This is a genomic window from Thioalkalivibrio sp. XN279 (genome assembly GCF_011089885.1).
In the GTDB taxonomy this organism is placed as follows: domain Bacteria; phylum Pseudomonadota; class Gammaproteobacteria; order Steroidobacterales; family XN24; genus XN24.
Genome location: NZ_JAANBD010000025.1, coordinates 1 through 19,594, shown reverse-complemented (window position 1 = coordinate 19,594; position 19,594 = coordinate 1). Strand labels below are relative to the sequence as shown.

23 protein-coding genes are annotated in these 19,594 nt (G+C 68.7%); 7 read left to right on the top strand and 16 right to left on the bottom strand.

Features of this window, described 5'->3' with window-relative positions; genetic code table 11:
- Nucleotides 1-124 precede the first annotated feature (124 nt).
- Nucleotides 125-412 carry an Lpp/OprI family alanine-zipper lipoprotein gene (locus G8346_RS04885; protein WP_166048800.1) on the top strand — a complete coding sequence of 96 codons (288 nt, stop codon included), beginning with the start codon at nt 125-127 and terminating at the stop codon, nt 410-412.
- A gap of 96 nt (nt 413-508) precedes the next feature.
- Here G8346_RS04885 and G8346_RS04880 read toward each other — a convergent pair whose 3' ends face one another.
- A complete protein-coding gene (locus G8346_RS04880; RefSeq protein ID WP_166048798.1) occupies nt 509-1,456 on the bottom strand; it encodes a L,D-transpeptidase family protein in 948 nt (315 codons plus the stop codon).
- A gap of 131 nt (nt 1,457-1,587) precedes the next feature.
- On the opposite strand from G8346_RS04880, the gene G8346_RS04875 reads away from it, so the two are divergent.
- Both G8346_RS04875 and G8346_RS04870 read left to right on the top strand, forming a co-directional pair.
- Nucleotides 1,588-2,127, top strand: a complete 540-nt coding sequence (locus tag G8346_RS04875; RefSeq protein ID WP_166048796.1) for a DUF1232 domain-containing protein — start codon at nt 1,588-1,590, stop codon at nt 2,125-2,127.
- Between the two features lie 27 nt (nt 2,128-2,154).
- Entirely contained in the window at nt 2,155-2,922 is a 768-nt protein-coding gene (locus G8346_RS04870) for a ParA family protein (RefSeq protein ID WP_166048794.1), read from the top strand.
- 19 nt (nt 2,923-2,941) lie between these two features.
- Here the strand turns inward: G8346_RS04870 and G8346_RS04865 are convergent, their stop codons facing one another.
- A complete protein-coding gene (locus tag G8346_RS04865; RefSeq protein ID WP_166048792.1) occupies nt 2,942-3,631 on the bottom strand; it encodes an inorganic pyrophosphatase in 690 nt (229 codons plus the stop codon).
- Between the two features lie 65 nt (nt 3,632-3,696).
- On the opposite strand from G8346_RS04865, the gene G8346_RS04860 reads away from it, so the two are divergent.
- The gene (locus G8346_RS04860; RefSeq protein ID WP_166048790.1) at nt 3,697-4,263 is read left to right on the top strand and encodes a DUF2878 domain-containing protein; all 567 of its coding nucleotides are present in this window, start codon (nt 3,697-3,699) and stop codon (nt 4,261-4,263) included.
- On the opposite strand, the gene G8346_RS04855 is transcribed toward G8346_RS04860, so the two are convergent.
- From G8346_RS04855 to G8346_RS04840, 4 genes are read right to left on the bottom strand one after another with little or no spacing between them, the layout of a single operon-like run.
- Nucleotides 4,243-5,208, bottom strand: coding sequence for a beta-ketoacyl-ACP synthase III (locus G8346_RS04855; RefSeq protein ID WP_166048788.1), 966 nt, complete (start codon nt 5,206-5,208; stop codon nt 4,243-4,245). The genes G8346_RS04860 and G8346_RS04855 overlap by 21 nt on opposite strands.
- A 2-nt stretch (nt 5,209-5,210) precedes the next feature.
- The gene (plsX, locus tag G8346_RS04850) at nt 5,211-6,233 is read right to left on the bottom strand and encodes a phosphate acyltransferase PlsX (protein WP_166049499.1); all 1,023 of its coding nucleotides are present in this window, start codon (nt 6,231-6,233) and stop codon (nt 5,211-5,213) included.
- A 53-nt stretch (nt 6,234-6,286) separates the two neighbouring features.
- Entirely contained in the window at nt 6,287-6,478 is a 192-nt protein-coding gene (gene rpmF / locus G8346_RS04845) for a 50S ribosomal protein L32 (protein ID WP_166048786.1), read from the bottom strand.
- Nucleotides 6,479-6,497: 19 nt separating this feature from the next.
- Entirely contained in the window at nt 6,498-7,031 is a 534-nt protein-coding gene (locus G8346_RS04840; protein WP_166048784.1) for a YceD family protein, read from the bottom strand.
- Nucleotides 7,032-7,126: 95 nt separating this feature from the next.
- Between G8346_RS04840 and G8346_RS04835 the strand changes: the two genes are divergently transcribed.
- Nucleotides 7,127-7,732, top strand: coding sequence for a nucleoside triphosphate pyrophosphatase (locus G8346_RS04835; protein ID WP_166048782.1), 606 nt, complete (start codon nt 7,127-7,129; stop codon nt 7,730-7,732).
- 4 nt (nt 7,733-7,736) lie between these two features.
- Here the strand turns inward: G8346_RS04835 and G8346_RS04830 are convergent, their stop codons facing one another.
- Both G8346_RS04830 and rluC read right to left on the bottom strand, forming a co-directional pair.
- Nucleotides 7,737-8,387 carry an HAD-IA family hydrolase gene (locus tag G8346_RS04830; protein WP_166048780.1) on the bottom strand — a complete coding sequence of 217 codons (651 nt, stop codon included), beginning with the start codon at nt 8,385-8,387 and terminating at the stop codon, nt 7,737-7,739.
- Nucleotides 8,380-9,342, bottom strand: coding sequence for a 23S rRNA pseudouridine(955/2504/2580) synthase RluC (rluC, locus tag G8346_RS04825; RefSeq protein ID WP_206202593.1), 963 nt, complete (start codon nt 9,340-9,342; stop codon nt 8,380-8,382). The genes G8346_RS04830 and rluC overlap by 8 nt, the downstream gene beginning before the upstream one ends.
- Nucleotides 9,343-9,765: 423 nt before the next feature.
- Between rluC and G8346_RS04820 the strand changes: the two genes are divergently transcribed.
- A complete protein-coding gene (locus tag G8346_RS04820) occupies nt 9,766-12,402 on the top strand; it encodes an Rne/Rng family ribonuclease (protein ID WP_166048778.1) in 2,637 nt (878 codons plus the stop codon).
- A 4-nt stretch (nt 12,403-12,406) separates the two neighbouring features.
- On the opposite strand, the gene G8346_RS04815 is transcribed toward G8346_RS04820, so the two are convergent.
- Entirely contained in the window at nt 12,407-12,892 is a 486-nt protein-coding gene (locus G8346_RS04815) for a low molecular weight protein-tyrosine-phosphatase (protein ID WP_166049495.1), read from the bottom strand.
- Between the two features lie 116 nt (nt 12,893-13,008).
- Between G8346_RS04815 and G8346_RS04810 the strand changes: the two genes are divergently transcribed.
- Entirely contained in the window at nt 13,009-13,296 is a 288-nt protein-coding gene (locus G8346_RS04810) for a hypothetical protein (RefSeq protein WP_166048776.1), read from the top strand.
- Here G8346_RS04810 and kdsB read toward each other — a convergent pair.
- The 7 genes from kdsB to G8346_RS04775 all read right to left on the bottom strand — a co-directional run.
- The gene (gene kdsB / locus G8346_RS04805; RefSeq protein WP_206202630.1) at nt 13,259-14,035 is read right to left on the bottom strand and encodes a 3-deoxy-manno-octulosonate cytidylyltransferase; all 777 of its coding nucleotides are present in this window, start codon (nt 14,033-14,035) and stop codon (nt 13,259-13,261) included. The genes G8346_RS04810 and kdsB overlap by 38 nt on opposite strands.
- Complete coding sequence (locus G8346_RS04800; protein WP_166048772.1) at nt 14,032-14,226, bottom strand: Trm112 family protein; 195 nt, start codon at nt 14,224-14,226, stop codon at nt 14,032-14,034. Before G8346_RS04800 ends, kdsB begins: the two co-directional genes overlap by 4 nt.
- 4 nt (nt 14,227-14,230) lie before the next feature.
- Nucleotides 14,231-15,238, bottom strand: coding sequence for a tetraacyldisaccharide 4'-kinase (gene lpxK / locus G8346_RS04795; protein ID WP_206202592.1), 1,008 nt, complete (start codon nt 15,236-15,238; stop codon nt 14,231-14,233).
- Nucleotides 15,235-17,019 (bottom strand): lipid A export permease/ATP-binding protein MsbA, encoded by a 1,785-nt coding sequence (gene msbA, locus G8346_RS04790; protein ID WP_166048770.1) that lies wholly within the window; start codon nt 17,017-17,019, stop codon nt 15,235-15,237. The genes lpxK and msbA overlap by 4 nt, the downstream gene beginning before the upstream one ends.
- Nucleotides 17,016-17,432 (bottom strand): biopolymer transporter ExbD, encoded by a 417-nt coding sequence (locus G8346_RS04785; RefSeq protein ID WP_166048769.1) that lies wholly within the window; start codon nt 17,430-17,432, stop codon nt 17,016-17,018. The genes msbA and G8346_RS04785 overlap by 4 nt, the downstream gene beginning before the upstream one ends.
- A complete protein-coding gene (locus G8346_RS04780) occupies nt 17,432-18,055 on the bottom strand; it encodes a MotA/TolQ/ExbB proton channel family protein (protein ID WP_166048767.1) in 624 nt (207 codons plus the stop codon). The genes G8346_RS04785 and G8346_RS04780 overlap by 1 nt, the downstream gene beginning before the upstream one ends.
- A gap of 49 nt (nt 18,056-18,104) precedes the next feature.
- Nucleotides 18,105-19,594 (bottom strand): DNA internalization-related competence protein ComEC/Rec2 (locus G8346_RS04775; RefSeq protein ID WP_166048764.1); only part of this gene is annotated, 1,490 nt, incomplete at its 5' end.

Sequence of the window (19,594 nt, the reverse complement as noted above, 5' to 3'; positions counted from 1 at the left end):
GGCTCCGGCTTGTATTAGTCGCCGGCGTTATGTAACTTAATTGGTGCGCATATGCGCGGTGGAACGACTCCGCCGCAGACCAAGCATGCTAAGAACCAACGTAGTTACCAGGGGATTGCAATCCATGAAGAAGAATTTTCTGTATGCCGGCGCCGCCATCCTCGCGCTCGGCGTGACCAGCGGCTGTGCGTCCGTGACTTCCGAACAGCTGGACGCCGTGCGCGCCACTGCTGAGCAGGCCCTGAGCGAGGCGCGTGCCGCCACCGCCGGTGCCGAGGAAGCCAAGCGCATCGCCACCAACGCGCAGAACACCGCCAACCGTGCCGCCCAGGCCGCCAGCGAAGCCCAGGCTGCTGCTGCTGCCAACACGGATCGCATCGAGCGGATGTTCCAGCGCTCCATGTCGAAGTAAGACGGGTTCGCACCCACAAAAAAGGCCGCAGCTTGCTGCGGCCTTTTTTCTTGCCCGGGATTCCTTGCTCCGCCACGGGCTCCGCTACAGGCTCCGCTACGGCGTCGCCACTCTCAGCTCCCGCAGCGGCACCTCCGTCGGCACCCCGGTCGCCGCCGCAAAGATGACATCAGCCCGCGCCCAGTCGATCTCCACGCCACGCTCGTAGGCCGCGGCGCGCAGCAGGCTGGTAAAGCGCATGCGCAGCTGCGATTCGCTCTCCTCTTCCAGCGGCGGATGCACCTCCGCATACAGCGTGTCCGCCGCCCAGCCGACCTTGATCGGCTCGCTCATGATGCGCACCGGCGTGCCCACCGGCACCAGCGGAAACAGCCGCTCGATATGCTCGGGGAACATGCGGATGCAGCCCGAGGTCACGCGCATCCCTACGCCGTCGGGATTGTTGGTGCCGTGAATCAGGTACGAGGTCAGGTTGAGCCGCATGGCGTAGTTGCCGAGCGGGTTATCCGGGCCCGGCGGGACCACGCGGGGCAGGATTTCGCCGCGCTCGGCCCGCGCCTGGCGGATCGACTCGGGCGGATACCAGGACGGCTTTTCCTGCTTGCCGATGATCCGGTGCGTGCCGAGCGGCGTGTTCCAGTCCATCTTGCCGATGCTGATGGGATAGGTCTGGACCTCGGCGCGCTCACCCTTGGCGGGCTTGGGGAAGTAGTACAACCGGTATTCCGGCAGGTTGATGATGATGCCCTCGCGCGGCCCCGGCGGCAGCACGTAGCGCGTCGGCAGCAGGACGCGGGTGCCGCCGCCCGGGATCCAGGTGTCCACGCCCTGGTTTGCGCGTTGCAGCTCGTGGTAGCCGACGCTGTAGTCGCGCGCCACGTCGAGCAGCGTGTCCTCGTGCCGCGTGTGCATCCAGTTCGGGGCGCCGACGAGATCCACGCCTTCGGGCGGCAGGATGAAACTCGCCGCCGCCACAGGGACGGCAGCAAGCAGCAGCCATGCGGGCAACACAACTGAGCGCAGCGTCTTGATCAAGTTCTTCATCCGGCAGCCAGTACAAGTCGTGGCGACATTTTAACCGCTGCGGCCCCGCTGCGGCATACCCCCCTTCCAGCAAGCAGTTGACGCTCCGACGAGCGAACCTTAGGCTTCCTGCACCCACAGGGAGACGCGTCATGAGCCTCAGGATCTCGATCGAACTCAGCCCGAAGGACGTCAAGCACATGCGCGACGCCATGCGCAAGGCGCGGCATACCGTGCGGGACACGGACGACGACGACATCCTCGAGGCCGCGCGCACCCTGCTGCTGGACCTGAAGAACCGCAAGTTGCCGAATTACGTGCGCGAGCGCACCGACCGCCTGCAGGCGATGATCGGCATGATGGAAGACAAGGAATGGCCCCTCACGCGCGGCGAACGCGAACGCATGCTGGCGGTGCTGGCCTATTTCTCCGACCCCGACGACATGATTCCGGACGACATCCCCGGCATCGGCCTGCTCGACGACGCGATCATGATCGAGCTTGCCTTCCGCGACCTGCGCCACGAGGTCGAGGCCTACCAGGATTTCTGCGAGTTCCGCCAGAAGTACGACTCCGGCTTCCGCCTGCGCCGGGACCCGGCCACGCGGGCCAGGAAGCTCGGTGACCGGCGCGACCAGCTGCGGGAGCGCATGGCGCGCCGGCGCGAGAAAGACCCCGCGCCCGTACTTTAGCCGCCGCACGCTGCGCACGGAGAGATCATGCGAAGGGTTGTCTTCAACCAGAAGGGCGGCGTCGGCAAGTCGAGCATCACGGCGAACCTCGCAGCCATCAGTGCGGCGCGCGGTCGCGATACGCTGGTGGTGGACCTCGATGCGCAGGGCAACGCCAGCCAGTACCTGCTCGGCGACGCCTGGGAGACCGCGGAAAGTGACATCGCGGCCTTCTTCAACGACGCGCTCTCCATCCGGCTGCTGCCGCGCGACCCCCTGCGTTACCTGACGCCGACGGAGTTCGACGGGCTGCACGTGCTGGCCTCCTCGCCTGAGCTGGCAGAGCTGCAGGCCAAGCTGGAGTCGAAGCACAAGATCTTCAAGCTGAAGGAACTGCTGCTGCGCCTGTCGGAACAGTTCGACGCCATCTACATCGATACGCCGCCCGCATTCAACTTCTACACGCTGTCCGCGCTCATCGCCGCCGACAGTTGCCTGATCCCGTTCGACTGCGACGATTTCTCGCGCCGCGCCCTCTACACCCTGATGGACAATCTCGAGGAAACGCGGGCCGACCACAACCCGGACCTGAAGCTGGAAGGGATCGTGATCAACCAGTTCCTGTCCCGCGCCAACCTGCCGCAGCGCCTGGTAGACGAGTTGCGCGACGAGGGACTGCCGGTGCTCGACACCCTGCTGTCGTCCAGCGTCAAGATGCGCGAGTCACACGAGCAATGCCTGCCGCTGATACATCTCGCGCCGCGCCACAAGCTGACCGCGGAGTTCGAGGCGCTCTACGACGAGTTGCACCGCTGAGCGCCCCGCCGCCGGTGTCTCAGCCCTTGCCCTGCGCCTCAACGTTATCCAGCAGCATGCGCTCCTCGAGCTGCTCCCAGGCACGCTGGCTGGGACCGAACACGTCCGTGTAATCCTCGATCGCGGCAGTCACCACCCTGGCGGCATGGTCGCGACCGTAGGTGGCGGTGATCTCGACCCCGGAGGTCATGTTCGCGCCCATCTTGTAAGTGCTGAAGTAGTGTTGCAGGCGCTGGATCAGCACGTCGGGCAGGTCCTTGATGTCGTGCGCCTCGCTCCAGATGTAGTCGTTGCGCAGCACGGCGATGATCTTGTCGTCCGCCTCGCCGCCGTCGATCATCTGGATGCCGCCGATGACGCGGGAGTTCAGCAGGATGTCGCCCCGCTCGATCTGGCGCTCGCTGATCACGCAGATGTCCAGCGGGTCGCCGTCGGCACGCTTGGCGCCCGGCGTCAGCTTGCGCACGCGCTCGTCGCAGTAGGTCTGCGGGATAAAGCCGTACAGCACCGGCGGCGCCGCCGACGTGCGCTGCGGACGATCGACGATGGTGTAACCGGACTCCTTGTCCACTTCGTACTTCACCAGGTCGAAGGGCGTGATCTCGATGTAGGCCCGGACCTCCAGCGGCGGGTTGGGACCCGGGGCCAGGCCATGCCAGGGGTGGGGCCGCCAGCTGTGAAACTGGGCGGAGCGGTCTTTGTCGTTCATGCTGTCGGAAACCTCTGGGTAACGCGCCGCGAATCCGTGCCGCGGCACTAACCGAAATAGCTTACATGAACACGCCACGACTGACCGCTTCGCCCTGGCTGCCGACCGTCTTCAATGCCGTCGCCTTCAACATCGTCTGGGCGGCCACGGTGTTCGGGGCCGCAGCGGGACTGGCCTGGGCCGGCCCGCTGGCCCTGGCCGCCTTTGCCGTCCTGCAACTGCGCATCTCGACGCAGCGGCGCTACGATGTCGCCGCCATGACCGTGTTTGCGCTCGCCGGCATCCTCATCGACAGCGCCTGGTCGCTGTCCGGCGCGCTGAGCTATGCGGCCGGCTGGCCGTCCCCCTACTTCGCCCCGATCTGGCTGGTCACGTTATGGGCCGCCTTCGCCCTCACGCTCGGCCACTCCCTGGCGTGGCTGCGGCCGCGGCCGGCCCTGGCGTCCGTCTTCGGACTTCTCGGCGGGGGGTTCTCGTACTGGGTAGGCGCCCGGATCGGCGCGGTGGAACTGGCGGTGCCGGGCTGGTTCTACGGCGTTGCGGTCGGCCTGTGCTGGGCGGTGGCCCTGCCAGCGTTGATGTGGCTGACGGCTGCGCTAGCGCGTCCGCGCTTACCAGCGTACCAGGGCTGAGCCCCAGGTAAAGCCGCCGCCGAAAGCCTCCAGCAGCAGCAGGTCGCCGCTCCTGATGCGGCCGTCGCGCACTGCCACGTCCAGGGCCATCGGTACCGAGGCCGCCGAGGTGTTGCCGGTCTCCTGCACCGTGACGACGACCCGCTCCATGGGGAGCTCCAGCTTCTTGGCCGTCGCCTGGATGATGCGGATGTTGGCCTGGTGCGGGATCAGCCAGTCGATGTCCTGCTTCTGCAGGCCGTTCGCCTCCAGGGTCTCGTCCACGATCCGGCCGAGGGTGTTCACGGCCACCTTGAACACCTCGTTGCCCTTCATCTGGATGGCGTTCTCGCCGCCCACGGGCTTCATGCCGTTACCCACGCCCGAGGGAAAATACAGCAGGTCCCGGTACTGCCCGTCAGCGTGCAGGTGGGTGGAGACGACACCGGGCGCCGTATCGGCGCGCAGCACCACGGCGCCGGCACCGTCGCCGAACAGCACGGCGGTAGCCCGGTCCGTCCAGTCCACGATGCGACTGATCGTTTCGGCGCCGACGACCAGCGCCGTCTTCGCGGCGCCGGTCTGGATGAACTTGTCGGCCACCGCCAGCGCGTAGATGAAGCCGGTGCATGCCGCCTCCAGGCTGAACGCGGGGCAGCCGTGAATGCCCAGTCGCGCCTGCAGCAGCACGCCGGCGTTGGGGAACACCTGGTCGGGGGTCGTGGTTCCGACCACGATCAGGTCGATCTCACCCGGTTCGATGCCGGCCGCCTCGATGGCTGCGCGGGCGGCGTGCTCGCACAGGTCCGTGGTGCCTTCGCCCTCGACCGCGATGTGGCGCCGCTCGATCCCGCTGCGCGAGCGGATCCATTCGTCGCTGGTGTCGACCATCTTCTCGAGGTCGGCATTGGTCAGCACCTTCTCGGGAAGATAGCGGCCGGTGCCGATGATGCGCGAATAGATCACTATCACTCCTCGCCGAAGGACTGCGCGGCCATCACCTGGCCGATGCGCGTCGGGACGCCCTGCTCGACTTCGAGCACCGCGGTTTCGATTGCGGTGGCGAACGCGGTCTCGTCGGCGCCGCCGTGGCTCTTGATGACGATGCCCTGCAGGCCGACGAAGCTGGCTCCATTGTAGCGGCGCGGGTCGACTCTTGCTGCAAGGGAGCGAAACAGCGGCGCTGCACCGAGCGCCATGGCCCGGCTGAGAATGCTGCGGCGGATCTCTTCGCGCGTCACCTGGGACAGCATGCGCGCCGTGCCCTCGATGGTCTTCAGCGCCACGTTGCCGGTGAACCCGTCCGTCACCACCACGTCGACGCGACCCGACATGATGTCCGTGCCCTCGACGAAGCCCTGGTAATTCAGGTCGCTGCGGCGCAGCCACTGGTGCGCCTGCTTGAGCGTGGGGTTGCCCTTGATGTCCTCGGTGCCGATGTTGAGCAGCCCGATCCGCGGCTTCTCCACGGCGTGCATGTCGCAGGCCACGATGTCGCCCATGACGGCGAACTCGCAGAGTTGCCGGGCGGTGCAGATCGCGTTGGCCCCGAGGTCCAGCATGAGTGTCTGGCCACCCAGCGCGGGGATGGCGGAAATGATCGCCGGGCGGTCCACCCCGGGCAGCGTCTTGAGCACGAATTTCGCGGTGGCCATCAGCGCGCCGGTGTTCCCCGCACTGACACAGGCCTGCGCACTGCCTTCCTTGACCAGGTTGATGGCCACGCGCATGGAAGAGTCTTTCTTGCGCCGCAGGGCATCACCGGGCGGCTCGTCCATGGCCACCACCTGGCTCGCCGGCGCGACGGTGACGCGCTCGCGCAGCGCCGCGGAGCGATGCTGCAGCAATGGCTCGATCTGGTCAGGCGGGCCGACCAGGATGGCATGGAGACGAGGTTGGCGCCGCAGCAGGGACAGCGTCGCGCCGACAGGCACGGACGGCGCACTGTCGCCACCCATGGCGTCGATCGCTATGGTCAGCGCCTCGGGCATGGTGAGGTGCCAGCGCGTCTTGCGCGGCAATCAGCCGCGCGGACGCCGCTGTGCTATTCCTCGTCCGGTACCGCAGCCGTCTGGATCACCTTCTTGCCGCGATAAAAACCGTCGGCCGTCACGTGGTGACGCCGATGGGTTTCGCCGCTGGTGGGGTCGACCGACACCGTCGGCGTGCCGAGGGCATCGTGCGAACGCCGCATGTCGCGCTTGGAAGAGCTCTTCCGATTCTGTTGTACAGCCATGGTGGCGATGCTCCGTCTGTCAGTTCTTGCGCTTCAGTTCAGCGAGCACCGCAAAGGGGCTCGATCCGCTCTGCCCGTCGTTATCGGGCTCAAGTTGCGCCAGCTTTTTCGCCAGCGCGCCGCATTCCTCAGCCTGCTCATGCGCCGGGAACGCCGGTAGCGTGAGCAGCAATTCGTCTTCCAGCAGCTGTCGCAACGTCGTGCCGGGCTCCAGTTCGCACGGCTCGAACCCCGCACCGGCCATGCTGGCGTCGAGCTGCGCCTGCGTTCCGAAGAAGAGTCGCGAGCTGGCCCGCAAGGCCAGTTCCATCTCTTCCAGGCAGCGCTGGCAGGTCGCATTCACGCGCCATGCCAGCTCGGCCTCGAGCATGGGCACGCCGTGCTCGTCTTCCCGCCATGACAACTCGAGCGTCACATCATGGCCCGCCTCGGCGCCGACGGCATCGACCGCTGCCAGTCGCGGCCATTGCGCCAACGGCGTCTCCCCCGCCCAGCGCCAGCCCTTCGCGGCCAGCCCGGCAGGCTCAAGCAGACGGTCCAGCTCGGCAGACATAAGCCGGCTAGAATATCTGTCCCCCACTTTCCTGTCAAAGCCCTGAAAGCAGGGAGGTTTTGCGGCGGAAGCCCGGCCGATATAGTCTGGCGCACATGAGCACCTCATCTTCCGCTGCCAAGCCCGAACTGGTACTCGCCTCCGCCTCGCCCTATCGTCGGGCGCTGCTGGAACGGCTCGGGCTGCCCTTCCGCCAGCGCAGCGCCGACATCGATGAGACGCCGCGGCGCGGGGAATCGCCTGCTGACCTGGTGATGCGCCTGGCGCGGAGCAAGGCCCAGGCCGTCGCCAGCACCGCAACGGACGCCATCGTGATCGGCTCGGACCAGGTCGCGGTTCGGGGCGACGATATCCTCGGCAAGCCGGGTAATGCGGACGAGGCCATGGCCCAACTGGCACGCTCCGCCGGCCGCCACGTCGAGTTTCTCACCGGCGTGTGCATCCTCGCGCCCGGCCGCGCGGATGAGCCCGAAGAACACATCGACATCACCCGCGTCGTCTTCCGCCCGCTGGAAGCCGGGGAAATCCGGCGCTATGTCGAGGTCGAGCGCCCGCTGGATTGCGCCGGCAGCTTCCGCGCCGAGGGGCTCGGAATCGCCCTGTTCGAGCGCATCGACAGCCAGGACCCCACCGGCCTGATCGGGCTGCCCTTGATCTGGGTGGCGCAGGCCTTGCGCCGGCTCGGCGTCGAGGTCATCTGAACGCTCAGGTGAGCAGGGTGGGCAACGCCGCAATGCTGTCCATGCACGCCAAAGGCGCATAACGCTGCAGCCGCTCCGGCGCATGGGCGCCGTAGCCCGCCGCCACCGCGCGGACGCCGGCGCGGCGCGCCATTTCCAGGTCCCATTCCGTGTCACCCACCATCACGGTGGTCTCGGGCGCGGCGCCGGTGCCTTTCATCAGCTCCAGCAACATGGCGGGATCGGGCTTCGAGCGTGTCTCTTCCGCGGTGCGCGACGCCGCCATGAAGCGGCCGAGGCCGGTGGCCACCAGGTCCCGGTCCAGCCCGCGCCGACTCTTCCCGGTGGCCACGGCCAGCACCAGCCCACGCCCCGCGAGTTCCTCCACCACCTCCGCAGCGCGCTCGAACAGGCGCGCCGTCTGGAAAGCCGGCGACAGGAAGCGCTCCCGGTAAGCATCGACGAAAGCGGCGAAACCGGCGGCGTCGAGCTCCGGGAACAACCGGTGCCAGCCTTCGCGCAAGCCGAGGCCGATGATGTCGCGCACGGCGTCCGGCGAACGCTCCGGCAGGCCAAGGTCGCTGATGGTCGCCATGGCGGCGGCCACGATCTGGCCGGTGGAATCCATCAGCGTGCCGTCCCAGTCGAACACCACCAGCCGGCGCGGCTCAGCCACCACGAGCCTCCAGGCGGGACAGCACGGCGCGCAGGTCATCCGGCAACGGCGCCGAGTACATGCGCCACTCGCCGCTGGCCGGATCTTCCCAGCCGATGGACGCTGCATGCAGGAACAGCCGCTCCAGGCCGAGCGTCTTCATGAGCCGGTTGAACTCGCGGTCGCCATAACGCTCGTCCCCGGCCAGCGGATGGCCCGCCTCAGCAGCCTGCACCCGGATCTGGTGCGTACGGCCGGTCATGATGTGCACTTCCAGCAGGCTGGCGATGTTGCGGATCTCCACCGGACGAAAAATGCTCGCCGCGGCCTTGCCGCTCTCGTCCACCGTCACCACGCGCTCGCCGCCGCGGATCGTCTTGCGCAGGCGGTCTTCGAGCTTGACCTGGCCCAGGTCCCAGCGGCCCTGCACCAGCGCGAGATAGCGCTTCTCGATCTGGCCGTTGCGCAACAGCTCGTGCAAGGCCCGCAGGGCGCTGCGGCGCTTGGCAACGAGAAGGCAGCCGCTGGTCTCGCGGTCGAGCCGGTGCACGAGTTCGAGGTAGGGCGCATCCGGACGGGCCGCCCGCAGCGCCTCGATGACCCCGTGGGAGAGACCGCTGCCACCGTGCACCGCGATGCCCGCAGGCTTGTCGAGCACGATGAGCCGCTCGTCCTCGTGCAGGATGGCAGTCTCGAGCCGGAGGCCGGCCGCCCGTCCCCGCGGCGAAGCCTGCTCCGGCCCGGGGCGTCGCACCGGGGGCAGGCGCACGACGTCACCGGCTGCCAGCCGATATTCCGGCTTCGCACGGCCCTTGTTGACCCGCACCTCCCCCTTGCGCAGCAGCCGGTACACATGGGACTTGGGCACCCCCTTGAGCCGGGTGACGAGGAAATTGTCCAGCCGCTGGCCGGCTGCCTCCGCCGTAATCTCGACGTATTCCACCGCGGGACGCACGGGACTCGATGACGAAGCCAAATTCTCCTCCCGGATTCAGGGGCTTAGCGATTGCTGGGGGCTCGGGCGGTTGCTATAGTACGCCATGGACCGCGTGCACTGCTCGACGCTAAGGCGTCGTGAGGTGAGTCGCGGGCCCTGGATACGGGCCGGTCGCGAAGCATTCGTTGACCGGCATGCAACAGGTTTCTTCCCATCGCTCGGCCGCAGCGCCCACCCTGGCCCCGAATCCGGGTCACCAGGCGCGAGGAGCGCACAGCAGGCCGCGGGCGGTGACCGGCACGGACGACATGACCGGCATTCTGACTTGGGTCCTGATCGCTTGGCTGCGCATCCCGACATCTGCCGGGACCGTTGCGCCGTGCCCCCACCTGCCCCGCGCCACGACACGCTCCTCCGGAAAAGGTGGATGTGTGGCCGACCCCGATCAGCGAGTCAAGATTAATGAAAAGAATGCTGGTGAACGCAACTCAACGCGAAGAGTTGCGCGTGGCCGTCGTCGACGGCCAGAAGCTCTACGACCTCGATATCGAGATTCCCTCGCGCGAGCAGCGTAAGGCGAACATCTACAAGGGACGCATCACGCGTCTCGAGCCCAGCCTGGAGGCCGCCTTCGTCGATTTCGGCGCCGACCGGCACGGCTTTCTCCCGCTGAAAGAAATTTCGCCGGAGTACTTCGTCGGCGACGCCGACCGCAACGGCGGCCGCGTCAACATCCGCGAGGCACTGCGCGAAGGCCAGGAAATCGTCGTGCAGGTGGAAAAGGACGAGCGCGGCAACAAGGGCGCCGCCCTCACCACCTACCTCAGCCTGGCCGGCCGCTTCCTCGTGCTGATGCCCAACAATCCCAAGGCCGGCGGCGTGTCGCGCCGCATCCAGGGCGACGACCGCGAGGCGGTGCGCGAAGCCATGGAAGGCCTGGAAGTGCCCGACGGCATGGGCGCCATCGTGCGCACGGCCGGCGTCGGCCGCAGCCTCGAGGAACTGCAGTGGGACCTGGACACGCTGCTGCAGGTCTGGGAGGCCATTAAGCGGACCGCAGTGGAACGCCCGGCACCGTTCCTCATCTACCAGGAAAGCAACGCCATCCTGCGCGCCCTGCGCGACCATTTCTCGGCCGAGATCGGCGAGATCCTGGTCGATGACGAGGATGTCTTCGAGGAAGCGCGCCTGTTCATGGAACGGGTGATGCCGCACAACCTGCGCAAGCTCAAGCGCTACGACGACCCGGTCCCCCTGTTCACGCGCTTCCAGATCGAGAGCCAGATCGAGAGCGCCTATTCGCACATGGTCGAGCTGCCGTCCGGCGGCAGCATCGTCATCGACCACACCGAGGCGCTGCTGTCCATCGACATCAACTCCGCGCGCGCCACCAAGGGCGAGGACATCGAGACCACGGCGCTCAACACCAACCTGGAGGCGGCCGACGAGATCGCACGCCAGCTGCGCATCCGCGACCTCGGCGGCCTGATCGTCATCGACTTCATCGACATGGGACCGCAGCGCAACCAGCGCGAGGTTGAGAACCGCCTGCGCGACGCGGTCAAGATGGACCGTGCGCGCATCCAGATCGGCCGCATCTCGCGCTTCGGCCTGCTGGAAATGTCGCGCCAGCGCCTGCGCCCCTCGCTGGGCGAGTCGAGCCACATCACCTGTCCGCGCTGCCAGGGCTGGGGTGCCATCCGCAGCGTGGAGTCCCTCTCCCTGTCCATCCTGCGGCTCATCGGCGAGGAAGCCCGCAAGGAGCGCAGCTCGCGCATCATCACGGAAGTGCCTGTGGATGTCGGCACCTACCTGCTGAACGAGAAGCGCGAGTGGCTGGGCGAGATCGAGCAGCGCGACGAAGTGCAGATCATCGTGGTGCCGCGCCAGCAGCTCGAGTCGCCGAAGTTCTTCATCCGGCGCGTTCGGGACGATGCGGTGGCGCTGCCGGAGAACTCCGGTATCAGCTACCAGATGCCGCCGAGCGAAGCCGAGGCGGTGGACAGCACGACCCCGGGGCTCAAGCCCCGCCGCGCCCCGGAGCAGCCGGCGGTATCCGGCATCGTGCCCGCCACGCCGGCGCCGACGCCACAGCGCAGCGAGCCGAGCGAGCCATCGCGACCCGGCCTGTGGGCCAGGATCGCGGCCTGGTTCAACAGCCTTGGCGCGAGCAAGCCGCAGGCGGATGAGCCAGAGCGCAAGCCCAAACCTGCACGCAGGTCCGAGCCCGGGCGCAAGCCGCAGCAGCGCGATGACACGCGCCGCCGCCGCGGTGAGCGGCAGAAGCCCGACGGCAACAAGCGCACTCGGAGCCGTGACCGCAGCGACCAGGGCGGCGAGGGCCGGCGCGACGAACGCCAGCGCCAGGGACAGCAGCGCGACAAGGATCGCGAGCGCGAAAAGGAAGGTCGTGCGGACAAGCGCGAAGCGGCCGAGCAGCCGTCGCAGCCGCAGTCCCAAGCCCAGCCCCAGCCCCAGCCCCAGCCGCAGACGCAGCCCGAGGGACAGGACAAGGGCGCGGCGCAGGATGGCGGCGGCGGCCAGTCGACGAGTAAGCGCCGTCGGCGCCGCCGCGGCGGTCGTGGCAAGTCGCGCCAGGACGGCGCTCAGCAGCAATCAACCCACGCTGAAGGCGATGCGGGGCCAGGTGCCGGGGGGAATGACACCTCCGGGCGTGCGGAAAAGCCGGCGCCGGGCGACCAGCCGGCTGGTGCCGCCCAACCATCCCCGGCCGACAAGGCACCCGAAACGCCCAGGCAACAGTCGCTCCCCATGAAGGCGCCGGTGCCCGGCACGCCTGTTGCCGTGGCCCCCGAGCCGAGGCCTGAGCCGAAGCCCGAGCCGAAGCCTGAGCCGAAGCCTGAGCCGAAGCCTGAGCCGAAGCCTGAGCCGAAGCCTGAGCCGAAGCCTGAGCCGAAGCCTGAGCCGAAGCCTGAGCCGAGGCCTGAGCCGAGGCCTGAGCCCAAGCCCGAGCCGAAGCCCGAGCCGAAGCCCGAGCCGAAGCCCGAGCCGAAGCCCGAGCCGAAGCCCGAGCCGAAGCCCGAGCCGAAGCCCGAGCCGAGGCCTGAGCCGAGGCCTGAGCCGCCGCGGGAAGGGTGAGGCCCTAGGGCAGGTTGCGCCGGAGCTCCTCGAGGAGCCCGGCGCAGGCCTCGTTCACAAGGTCGAGCACCTGCTCGAAGCCATTGCGGCCGCCGTAGTACGGGTCGGGCACCTCGCGTTCCTGTCGGCCCGGCGCGTAGTCCAGCAGCAGCCCGAGTCGGGCGCGGCTGGTCTCCGGCGCGATCCCGCGCAAATGCACGAGGTTGTCCTCGTCCATGGCCAGGATCAGGTTGAATTGCTCGAAATCCTCCGGCGCGATCTTGCGCGCGCGGATTGCCGCCAGGTCGTAACCGCGCGCCTGCGCCGCAGCCATCGCGCGCGCATCGGGCGGCGCGCCAATGTGGTAACCGCCGGTGCCGGCGGAGTCGATGCGAATGCGCTCTTCCAGCCCGGCTTCACGCGCCAGGTGTCGGAACACACCTTCCGCCGTAGGCGACCGGCAGATGTTTCCGAGGCAGACAAACAGCACCGAGTGTTCCGGACGGTCCATTTGCGATGTCATGTCTCGTGTCCCCGCCCGCAGGCGGCCTTTTCCATGGCGATACGCTCATCCTAATCACACCGGCCGCGCTGATACCGTGACCCGTGTCAGGCTATGATGCACGGGTGAACACGAGCAGTGAAATCCTGGCGCGGCTGGCGCCCTTCGTGGGCCGGGAAGTGAATTACCAGGGGATGCGATGCACGGTACTGGACCTGCTGTCCGACCCGCCGGTGCTCGTGCTCAGGCCGGCAGATGCGGCGCCGGTGATCCAGGCAGACAACTTCGGCAAGCCGATGCGCCACGCGCCCCAGCTTTACGAGCTGCCGGTGTTCGGACCGGACGGTTGCTCCCTGTCCGCGGAAATGCGGCTGGTCAAGCTGCCGGAGGACCCGTCGCCAGCAGGCGGTTGACCCGGTCGAGATCCTCGGGCGTATCGATACCCGCGGGCGGCACCTCCAGCGCCGTGTCGACCTGTATGCGCATCCCCAGCCACAAGGCCCGCAGCTGCTCGAGGCGCTCGACCTGCTCGAGATGGCACGGCGGCGTGGCCGCCAGGCGTTGCAGCGCCCCGACGCGATAGCCATACAGCCCGAGGTGTCGCAGCGCCCCCGCGCAGTGCTGCTGTGAGCCAAGGCCGGACGGCGCTCCGTCGCGATGCCAGGGAATCGGCGCGCGGCTGAAATACAGGGCGCGGCCGTCGGCCGCGGCCACGAGCTTCACGACATTCGGATCGAGGTACTCGGCCAGGTCGTGGATGGGTGTCCCGAGCGTGGCCATGTCTGCCTCCGGTTGCAGGCGCAGCAACTCGGCCACCTGCACCACCAGCGCGGGCGGCAACAGCGGCTCATCGCCCTGCACGTTGACCACCACCAGCGATTCGTCCCAACCACGCCGCGCAGCCACCTCAGCAATGCGGTCGGTGCCGCTGGCATGGGCAGCGTCCGTGATGCACACCTCGGCGCCGAACGCCTCGCAGGCGCTGGCGATGGCAGCGTGATCCGTCGCCACGGTGACCGATTCCGCCCCGGCCGCGCGGGCGCGCTCCCAAACCCACTGGATCATCGGCCGCCCGGCAATCCGTGCCAGCGGCTTGGCAGGCAGCCGTACCGACGCGTAGCGGGCCGGGATGACGACATGAAAACCGCTCACCGCCGCTCCATCGCCAGCAGTTCCGGCTGGGAGATTTCGCGCGCGTCCGCCACGCGCAGGCAGGGCACGCCGTCCCGCAGCGGCCAGGCGAGCCGGTCGCCGCGGCATACGAGCTCCTGCTGCTCGCGGCGATAGAGCAGCGGCCCCTTGCAGATGGGGCAGGCCAGGATATCCAGTAGCCCGTGATCCATGCGCTCAAGCTTCGCTCAAGGCGAGGCAGGTTGCCAGTCGCGCCAGGAGCGGCGCACCGCCGTCCTGCAGCGTCGCGGCCACCGGGACCTCCCAGGCGGCTGCGGCGGCTGCGCTGCCGCGGCAGCGCATGGCGTCCTTCGAGGTCATGAGCACCGGCCGCCCGTCGGCCGGCGCCAGCGCCCCGGGCGGAACCTCGCCGTGATCCGGCAAGGGATGGCGCTGCACCTGCAGGCCCTGTGCTTCCAGCAAGGCGAAGAACCGCTCAGGGTGCCCGATACCGGCCACCGCGTGCACCGGTCCGCCGGCGAAGGATGCCAGCGCGCGCCGCGCGCCGCCGTCGAGCCGCACCGCTTCGCTGCCGGACAAGGTCATGCGCAGGGACCCCGCGGGGCAATGCGGTCCGCTGCCGTTACACACCACTGCGTCGACCCCCGCCAGGCGTTCGACGGACTCGCGCAACGGGCCCGCGGGCAGGCGCCGGCCGTTGCCGAAGCCGCGCTGCGCGTCCACCACCACGATCTCGAAGTCGCGCCGCAGCCGGTAGTGCTGCAGGCCATCATCCGCGACGATCACGTCGGCCCCGTCCGCCACGGCGGCGCGCGCGGCGGCGAGGCGATCGCGGCACACCCACACCGGGACCCCCGTCTCACGCAGCACCAGCAGGGGCTCATCTCCCGCCAGCCCGGGCGGGTCGCTCGCTGCCACGCGATGGGGCACAGCGGGCTCGGCCCCACCGTAGCCGCGGCTCACCAGGGCCGGACGCCGGCCGTTGCGCGCCAGGGCCTGCAGCAGCCAGATGGCCAGCGGTGTCTTGCCGGCGCCGCCTGCCGTGAGGTTGCCGATGACGATGACGGGACGGCCCGGGTGCCCGGAGCGCTTCCAGCCACGACGGTAGGCGCTGCGGCGCATGGCGGCGACCAGGCGATAAGCGGGCTCCAGCGCCGCTGCCCACCAGGGCACCGGCCCGCCCTGGTACCAGGCCTCCAGCAAGCGTTGCTCCACCCGGCTCACGCGTCGGCCCGGTCACCCGCCTCGCCGGCGAACTGCATGCGGTGGAGGGCGGAGTACGCGCCGTCGCGCGCCATCAGCTCGGCATGACTCCCCATCTCCACGATACGGCCATGGTCCATGACCACGATCCGGTCGGCGTTCTCGATGGTGGAGAGTCGATGCGCGATCACGAGGGTGGTGCGATTCTCCATCAGGACCTCGAGCGCCTGCTGGATGTGCCGCTCGGATTCCGTGTCCAGCGCCGAGGTCGCCTCGTCGAGAATCAGCACCGGGGCGTTCTTCAACAGCGCGCGGGCGATTGCGACGCGCTGGCGCTGGCCGCCCGACAGGGTGACGCCGCGGTCGCCCACCTGGGTCTCGAGCCCTTCCGGGAACCGCTCCGTGAATTCCAACACGTGCGCCGCACGGGCCGCCTGCTCGATCTCCTCTGGGCTCGCATCGCGCATGGCCCCGTAGGCAATGTTGGCGCGGATGGTGTCGTCGAACAGCTTCACGTCCTGGCTCACCAGGCTCACCTGCCGCCGCAGGTCGTCGCGCCGGTATTCGCGCAGGTCATGCCCGTCGAGGAGCACCGCGCCGGCCGTGGGGTCGTAGAAGCGCGGGATCAGGCTCACCAGGGTGCTCTTGCCGCTGCCGGAGCGACCGACGATGGCGAGCCGCTCGCCCGGGGCCACGCGCAGCTGGATGTCGCGCAGCACGGCGCCCTTTTCCTCCTGGTAGAGGAAATTCACGTCGCGGAACTCCAGCTCGCCGCGCGCACGCTCGACGCGGCGCGCCCCGCCTGCGTCCTCGGCCGGCGCATCCAGCAACTCGAAGATACTCTGGCCGGCCGCAATACCCTGCTGCAGCGGGCCGTTGATGTTGGTGAGGTGCTTGAGCGGCGCCATGATCAGGAGCATCGCGCCGATGAAAGAGACGAACTCGCCCACGCTCATGCCGCCGGACAGGTCGTCGCGCGTCGCCACGAAGACCACCGAGGACAGGCCGATGGCCGCCACCAGCTGGATGATCGGGCCGCTGGCCGCCTTGGCCGCCGCCAGCTTCATGTTCAGGCGCCGGTTCTTCTCGTTGACCCGCTCGAAACCCTCGATTTCCTGGGCCTCGCCGTTGAAGACCTTCACCACCTTGTGCGCCTCGAGCACCTGCTCGGCGGCCTGCGTCACATCGCCCATGGAATTCTGTATGCGGGTGCTGTAGCGCCGGAAGCGCTTCGACAGGCCGCGGATGATCAAGCCGATCAGCGGCCCCACCACGAGCACGAACAGCGACAGCCGCGGGCTGACCCAGAACATGTAGATCACCAGGCCGACGATGGTGAGCAGATCCTTGAACAGCGTCGTGAGCACCTGGCTGGCGGCCTGTGCGACCTGCTCGATGTTGAAAGTGAGGCGCGACAGCAAGGCGCCGGAAGAGCTCTGGTCGTAGAAGCGCGTCGGCAGCGCGAGGAACTTGGCGAACACCTCCTCGCGCATGCGCTTGATCACCTGGCGCCCCACCCAGCTCATGGAATAGGTGGCAACGTAATCGGCGATACCGCGGATGAAGAAAACGCCGAGGATCATGAAGGGCACCCAGCGTATGAACTGCATGTCCCGCTCGACGAAACTCTGGTCGGTCACCAGCTTGGTGATGTAGACGAAAGCCGTCTGGCTGCCGGCGTAAACCGCCATGGCAAGGATCGCGGCAGCGAACATCGCGCGGTAGGCACCGGAGTAGCTCCACAACCGGCGGTACACCTTGCCCGCCTCGTCGACCTGGACCTGCTCCGCGGACGTCTTCACTCGGGTTCGCTGACCGTGGCGATGAGGATCTCGCGAAAGCCGAGGCGGCCGACGATGTCCATGGCCGTCACCACGGACTGGTGGCTGGCGCGTGCATCCGCACGGATGGTCACGGGCAGCTCGCGGCCCTCGCCGGCGACGCGCTGCAAGGCCCGCTGCAGCGTCTCCGGCCGGCGGTTCACCAGTTCCTGGCCGTCGACGAAATAATCGCCCGAGGCAGTGACGATGATCTCGATCTCCCGCGCCGGCTCCTCCCGCGGCAGCGCCTCGGCCTGGGGCAGCTGCAGGCGCACCTCGGTGGCCTTGAGGAAGCTGGTCGACACCATGAAGAACACCAGCAGCAACAGGACCACGTCGATCAACGAGGTGAGGTTGATCTCCGGGTCCTCGCGCGGGCGGGTGCGCAGGTCCATCAGGCGGCGCCCTCCCGCTGGCCCGACCGGTGCAGGGCGTCGATCAGTTTCATCGCTTCCTTCTCGATCTCCACCACCAGGGCGTCCACGCGACCGCGCAGGTAGCGATATGCGATCAGCGAGGGAATGGCGACCGACAGGCCGGCCGCCGTCGTGATCAGGGCCTCCGAAATTCCGCCCGCCAGGACACCCGGGTTACCGACGCCCGCGGTGGTGATGGCGGTGAACACCTTCACCATGCCGATCACCGTGCCGAGCAGGCCGAGCAGCGGCGTGACGGCGGCGATCGTGCCGAGGGTGTTGAGATAGCGCTCCAGCTCGTGCACCACGTGGCGCCCGGTGTCCTGGACCTTTTCCTTGAGCACGTCCCGTGCCTGGCCGCGACTGGCCAGCCCGGCGGCCAGCACCTGCCCCATCGGCGAGTTGGCGGCGAGGATGTCGAGGTGCTTCTGGTCGAGCTGGCGGTCCCGCGCCCATTCCCAGACCCGGGTGGCGAGGTCCTTGGGCAGCACGCGCCGTCGCTGCAGGGTCCAGACGCGCTCGATCGTGATGGCCACGGCGATGATGGAGCACAGGATGATGGGCAGCATGAGCCACCCGCCGGCGCGGATGATTTCGATCATGGCGTCTCGCGACCTCAGGACTGCCGCGGATGATACCGCATCAGGCTGCTCAGGGCTGCGGACGCGGAGACACGTCGGAGCGTGCAGCGACGCGGCGCACGTCGTCGCCGGGGCAGTCCAGCCACGGCCGGCAGGCCTGCCGTCGCCGCAGCGCCGGCGGTGCCGGACCGGCCGCATCGAAGCGCAGCACAATCTCGCCATGACGCTCGGTCGACAACAGCGTCGCACCGGCTGACTGCCAGCGCGCCAGCACGGGTGCGCTGGGGAATCCCCAGCGATTTTTCCAGTTGGTCGAGAACACCACCCATGCCGGCCGCGTCGCGGCCACCAGCGCAGGACCGGAGGACGTGTTGCTGCCGTGATGCGGCGCCACGACCACGTCCACCGGCAGCCGGGCCCGCCGGCCGAGCAGGACGCGCTCGCCGCGCGCCTCGATGTCGCCGGTGAGCAGCGCCCTGCCCCCGGCGCCGGCGACCAGCAGCACGCAGGAACCGTCGTTGGTGCCGCCGCGGAAACCGGGCTCCGGGTGCAGCAGCGTGAACCGCACGCCGTCCCAGGCCCATGAAGCGCCGGCCGGGCAACGGCGGCCGGCCGCGGCCTCGGTGCCATGCCCGCCCATGACCGGCGTCCCCGGGAATCTCGCCTGCACGGTCGGCGCACCGCCGGCATGGTCCGCATGCCCGTGGCTCAGCACCATGAGATCGAGCCGACGCACACCGAGCGCGCGCAACGCCGGCAACACGCTCCAGGTTGCCGCGTCTCCGCCCGGCCAGGCGGGGCCCGCGTCATACAGCAGCGCGTGGTCCCGCGTGCGCACCAGTACCGACAGGCCGTGACCGATGTCGAACACGCGCAGCTCGAAGCCCCCCGGCGCCACGGGTGGCGCCGCCGGCAGGAACAGCGGCGCAAACAGCAAGGCCGCGCACCAGCGCGCCGGCGCCGGCCGCGGCGCGAGGCTCCACGCGGCCCCGACGGCCGCCAGCAGCAACGCCGCGGCGGACGGCGTCGCGGGGGCATGAGCCGCCCACGGCCACGCCGCCACGCGCTCGATCACGGCCAGCCCCTGCGCCGTGGCCTCGGCGGCGAACAGCAATGCGGCAGTGCCGGCCGGAGGCAATGCCCAGCTCAATACCACGCCCGCCAGCGCCGGCGGCACCACGAACAGGCTGAACCAAGGTACGGCCAGCAGGTTGGCGAAGGGCGCCACCAGGGAGACGCGACCGAACCAGGCCACCGTGCACACCAGCATCCCCACGGCCAGGGCTGCCTGGATACGCAGCGCTGCGGGCAACAGGCCCGGGCTGGCGCGGCGGCCGGCAACTGCGGCGATGATGGTGGCGACGGCACCGAAAGAAAGCCACAGCCCGGGATCGAGCACCGCAAGGGGATCGGCTGCCAGCACCAGCGCCAGGGCGAGCCCGAACGCAGCAGGGACGGACCCGCCACGCCTGCACAACAAGGCCCCGAGCCCCACGGCGGTCATCACCAGCGCACGCTGCGCAGACACCGGCATGCCGGCGAAGACGCAGTACACCGCGG

Coding starts and splice junctions, on each gene's coding strand:
- G8346_RS04785 (WP_166048769.1), bottom strand. CDS start 17,432: ATGGACCTGCGCACCCGCCCGCGCGAGGACCCGGAGATCAACCTCACC.
- G8346_RS04815 (WP_166049495.1), bottom strand. CDS start 12,892: ATGGACCGTCCGGAACACTCGGTGCTGTTTGTCTGCCTCGGAAACATC.
- G8346_RS04865 (WP_166048792.1), bottom strand. CDS start 3,631: ATGAACGACAAAGACCGCTCCGCCCAGTTTCACAGCTGGCGGCCCCAC.
- G8346_RS04880 (WP_166048798.1), bottom strand. CDS start 1,456: ATGAAGAACTTGATCAAGACGCTGCGCTCAGTTGTGTTGCCCGCATGG.
- G8346_RS04835 (WP_166048782.1), top strand. CDS start 7,127: ATGAGCACCTCATCTTCCGCTGCCAAGCCCGAACTGGTACTCGCCTCC.
- G8346_RS04870 (WP_166048794.1), top strand. CDS start 2,155: ATGCGAAGGGTTGTCTTCAACCAGAAGGGCGGCGTCGGCAAGTCGAGC.
- plsX (WP_166049499.1), bottom strand. CDS start 6,233: ATGCCCGAGGCGCTGACCATAGCGATCGACGCCATGGGTGGCGACAGT.
- rpmF (WP_166048786.1), bottom strand. CDS start 6,478: ATGGCTGTACAACAGAATCGGAAGAGCTCTTCCAAGCGCGACATGCGG.
- G8346_RS04820 (WP_166048778.1), top strand. CDS start 9,766: ATGAAAAGAATGCTGGTGAACGCAACTCAACGCGAAGAGTTGCGCGTG.
- G8346_RS04885 (WP_166048800.1), top strand. CDS start 125: ATGAAGAAGAATTTTCTGTATGCCGGCGCCGCCATCCTCGCGCTCGGC.
- G8346_RS04840 (WP_166048784.1), bottom strand. CDS start 7,031: ATGTCTGCCGAGCTGGACCGTCTGCTTGAGCCTGCCGGGCTGGCCGCG.
- G8346_RS04780 (WP_166048767.1), bottom strand. CDS start 18,055: ATGATCGAAATCATCCGCGCCGGCGGGTGGCTCATGCTGCCCATCATC.
- G8346_RS04860 (WP_166048790.1), top strand. CDS start 3,697: ATGAACACGCCACGACTGACCGCTTCGCCCTGGCTGCCGACCGTCTTC.
- G8346_RS04800 (WP_166048772.1), bottom strand. CDS start 14,226: ATGGATCACGGGCTACTGGATATCCTGGCCTGCCCCATCTGCAAGGGG.
- G8346_RS04875 (WP_166048796.1), top strand. CDS start 1,588: ATGAGCCTCAGGATCTCGATCGAACTCAGCCCGAAGGACGTCAAGCAC.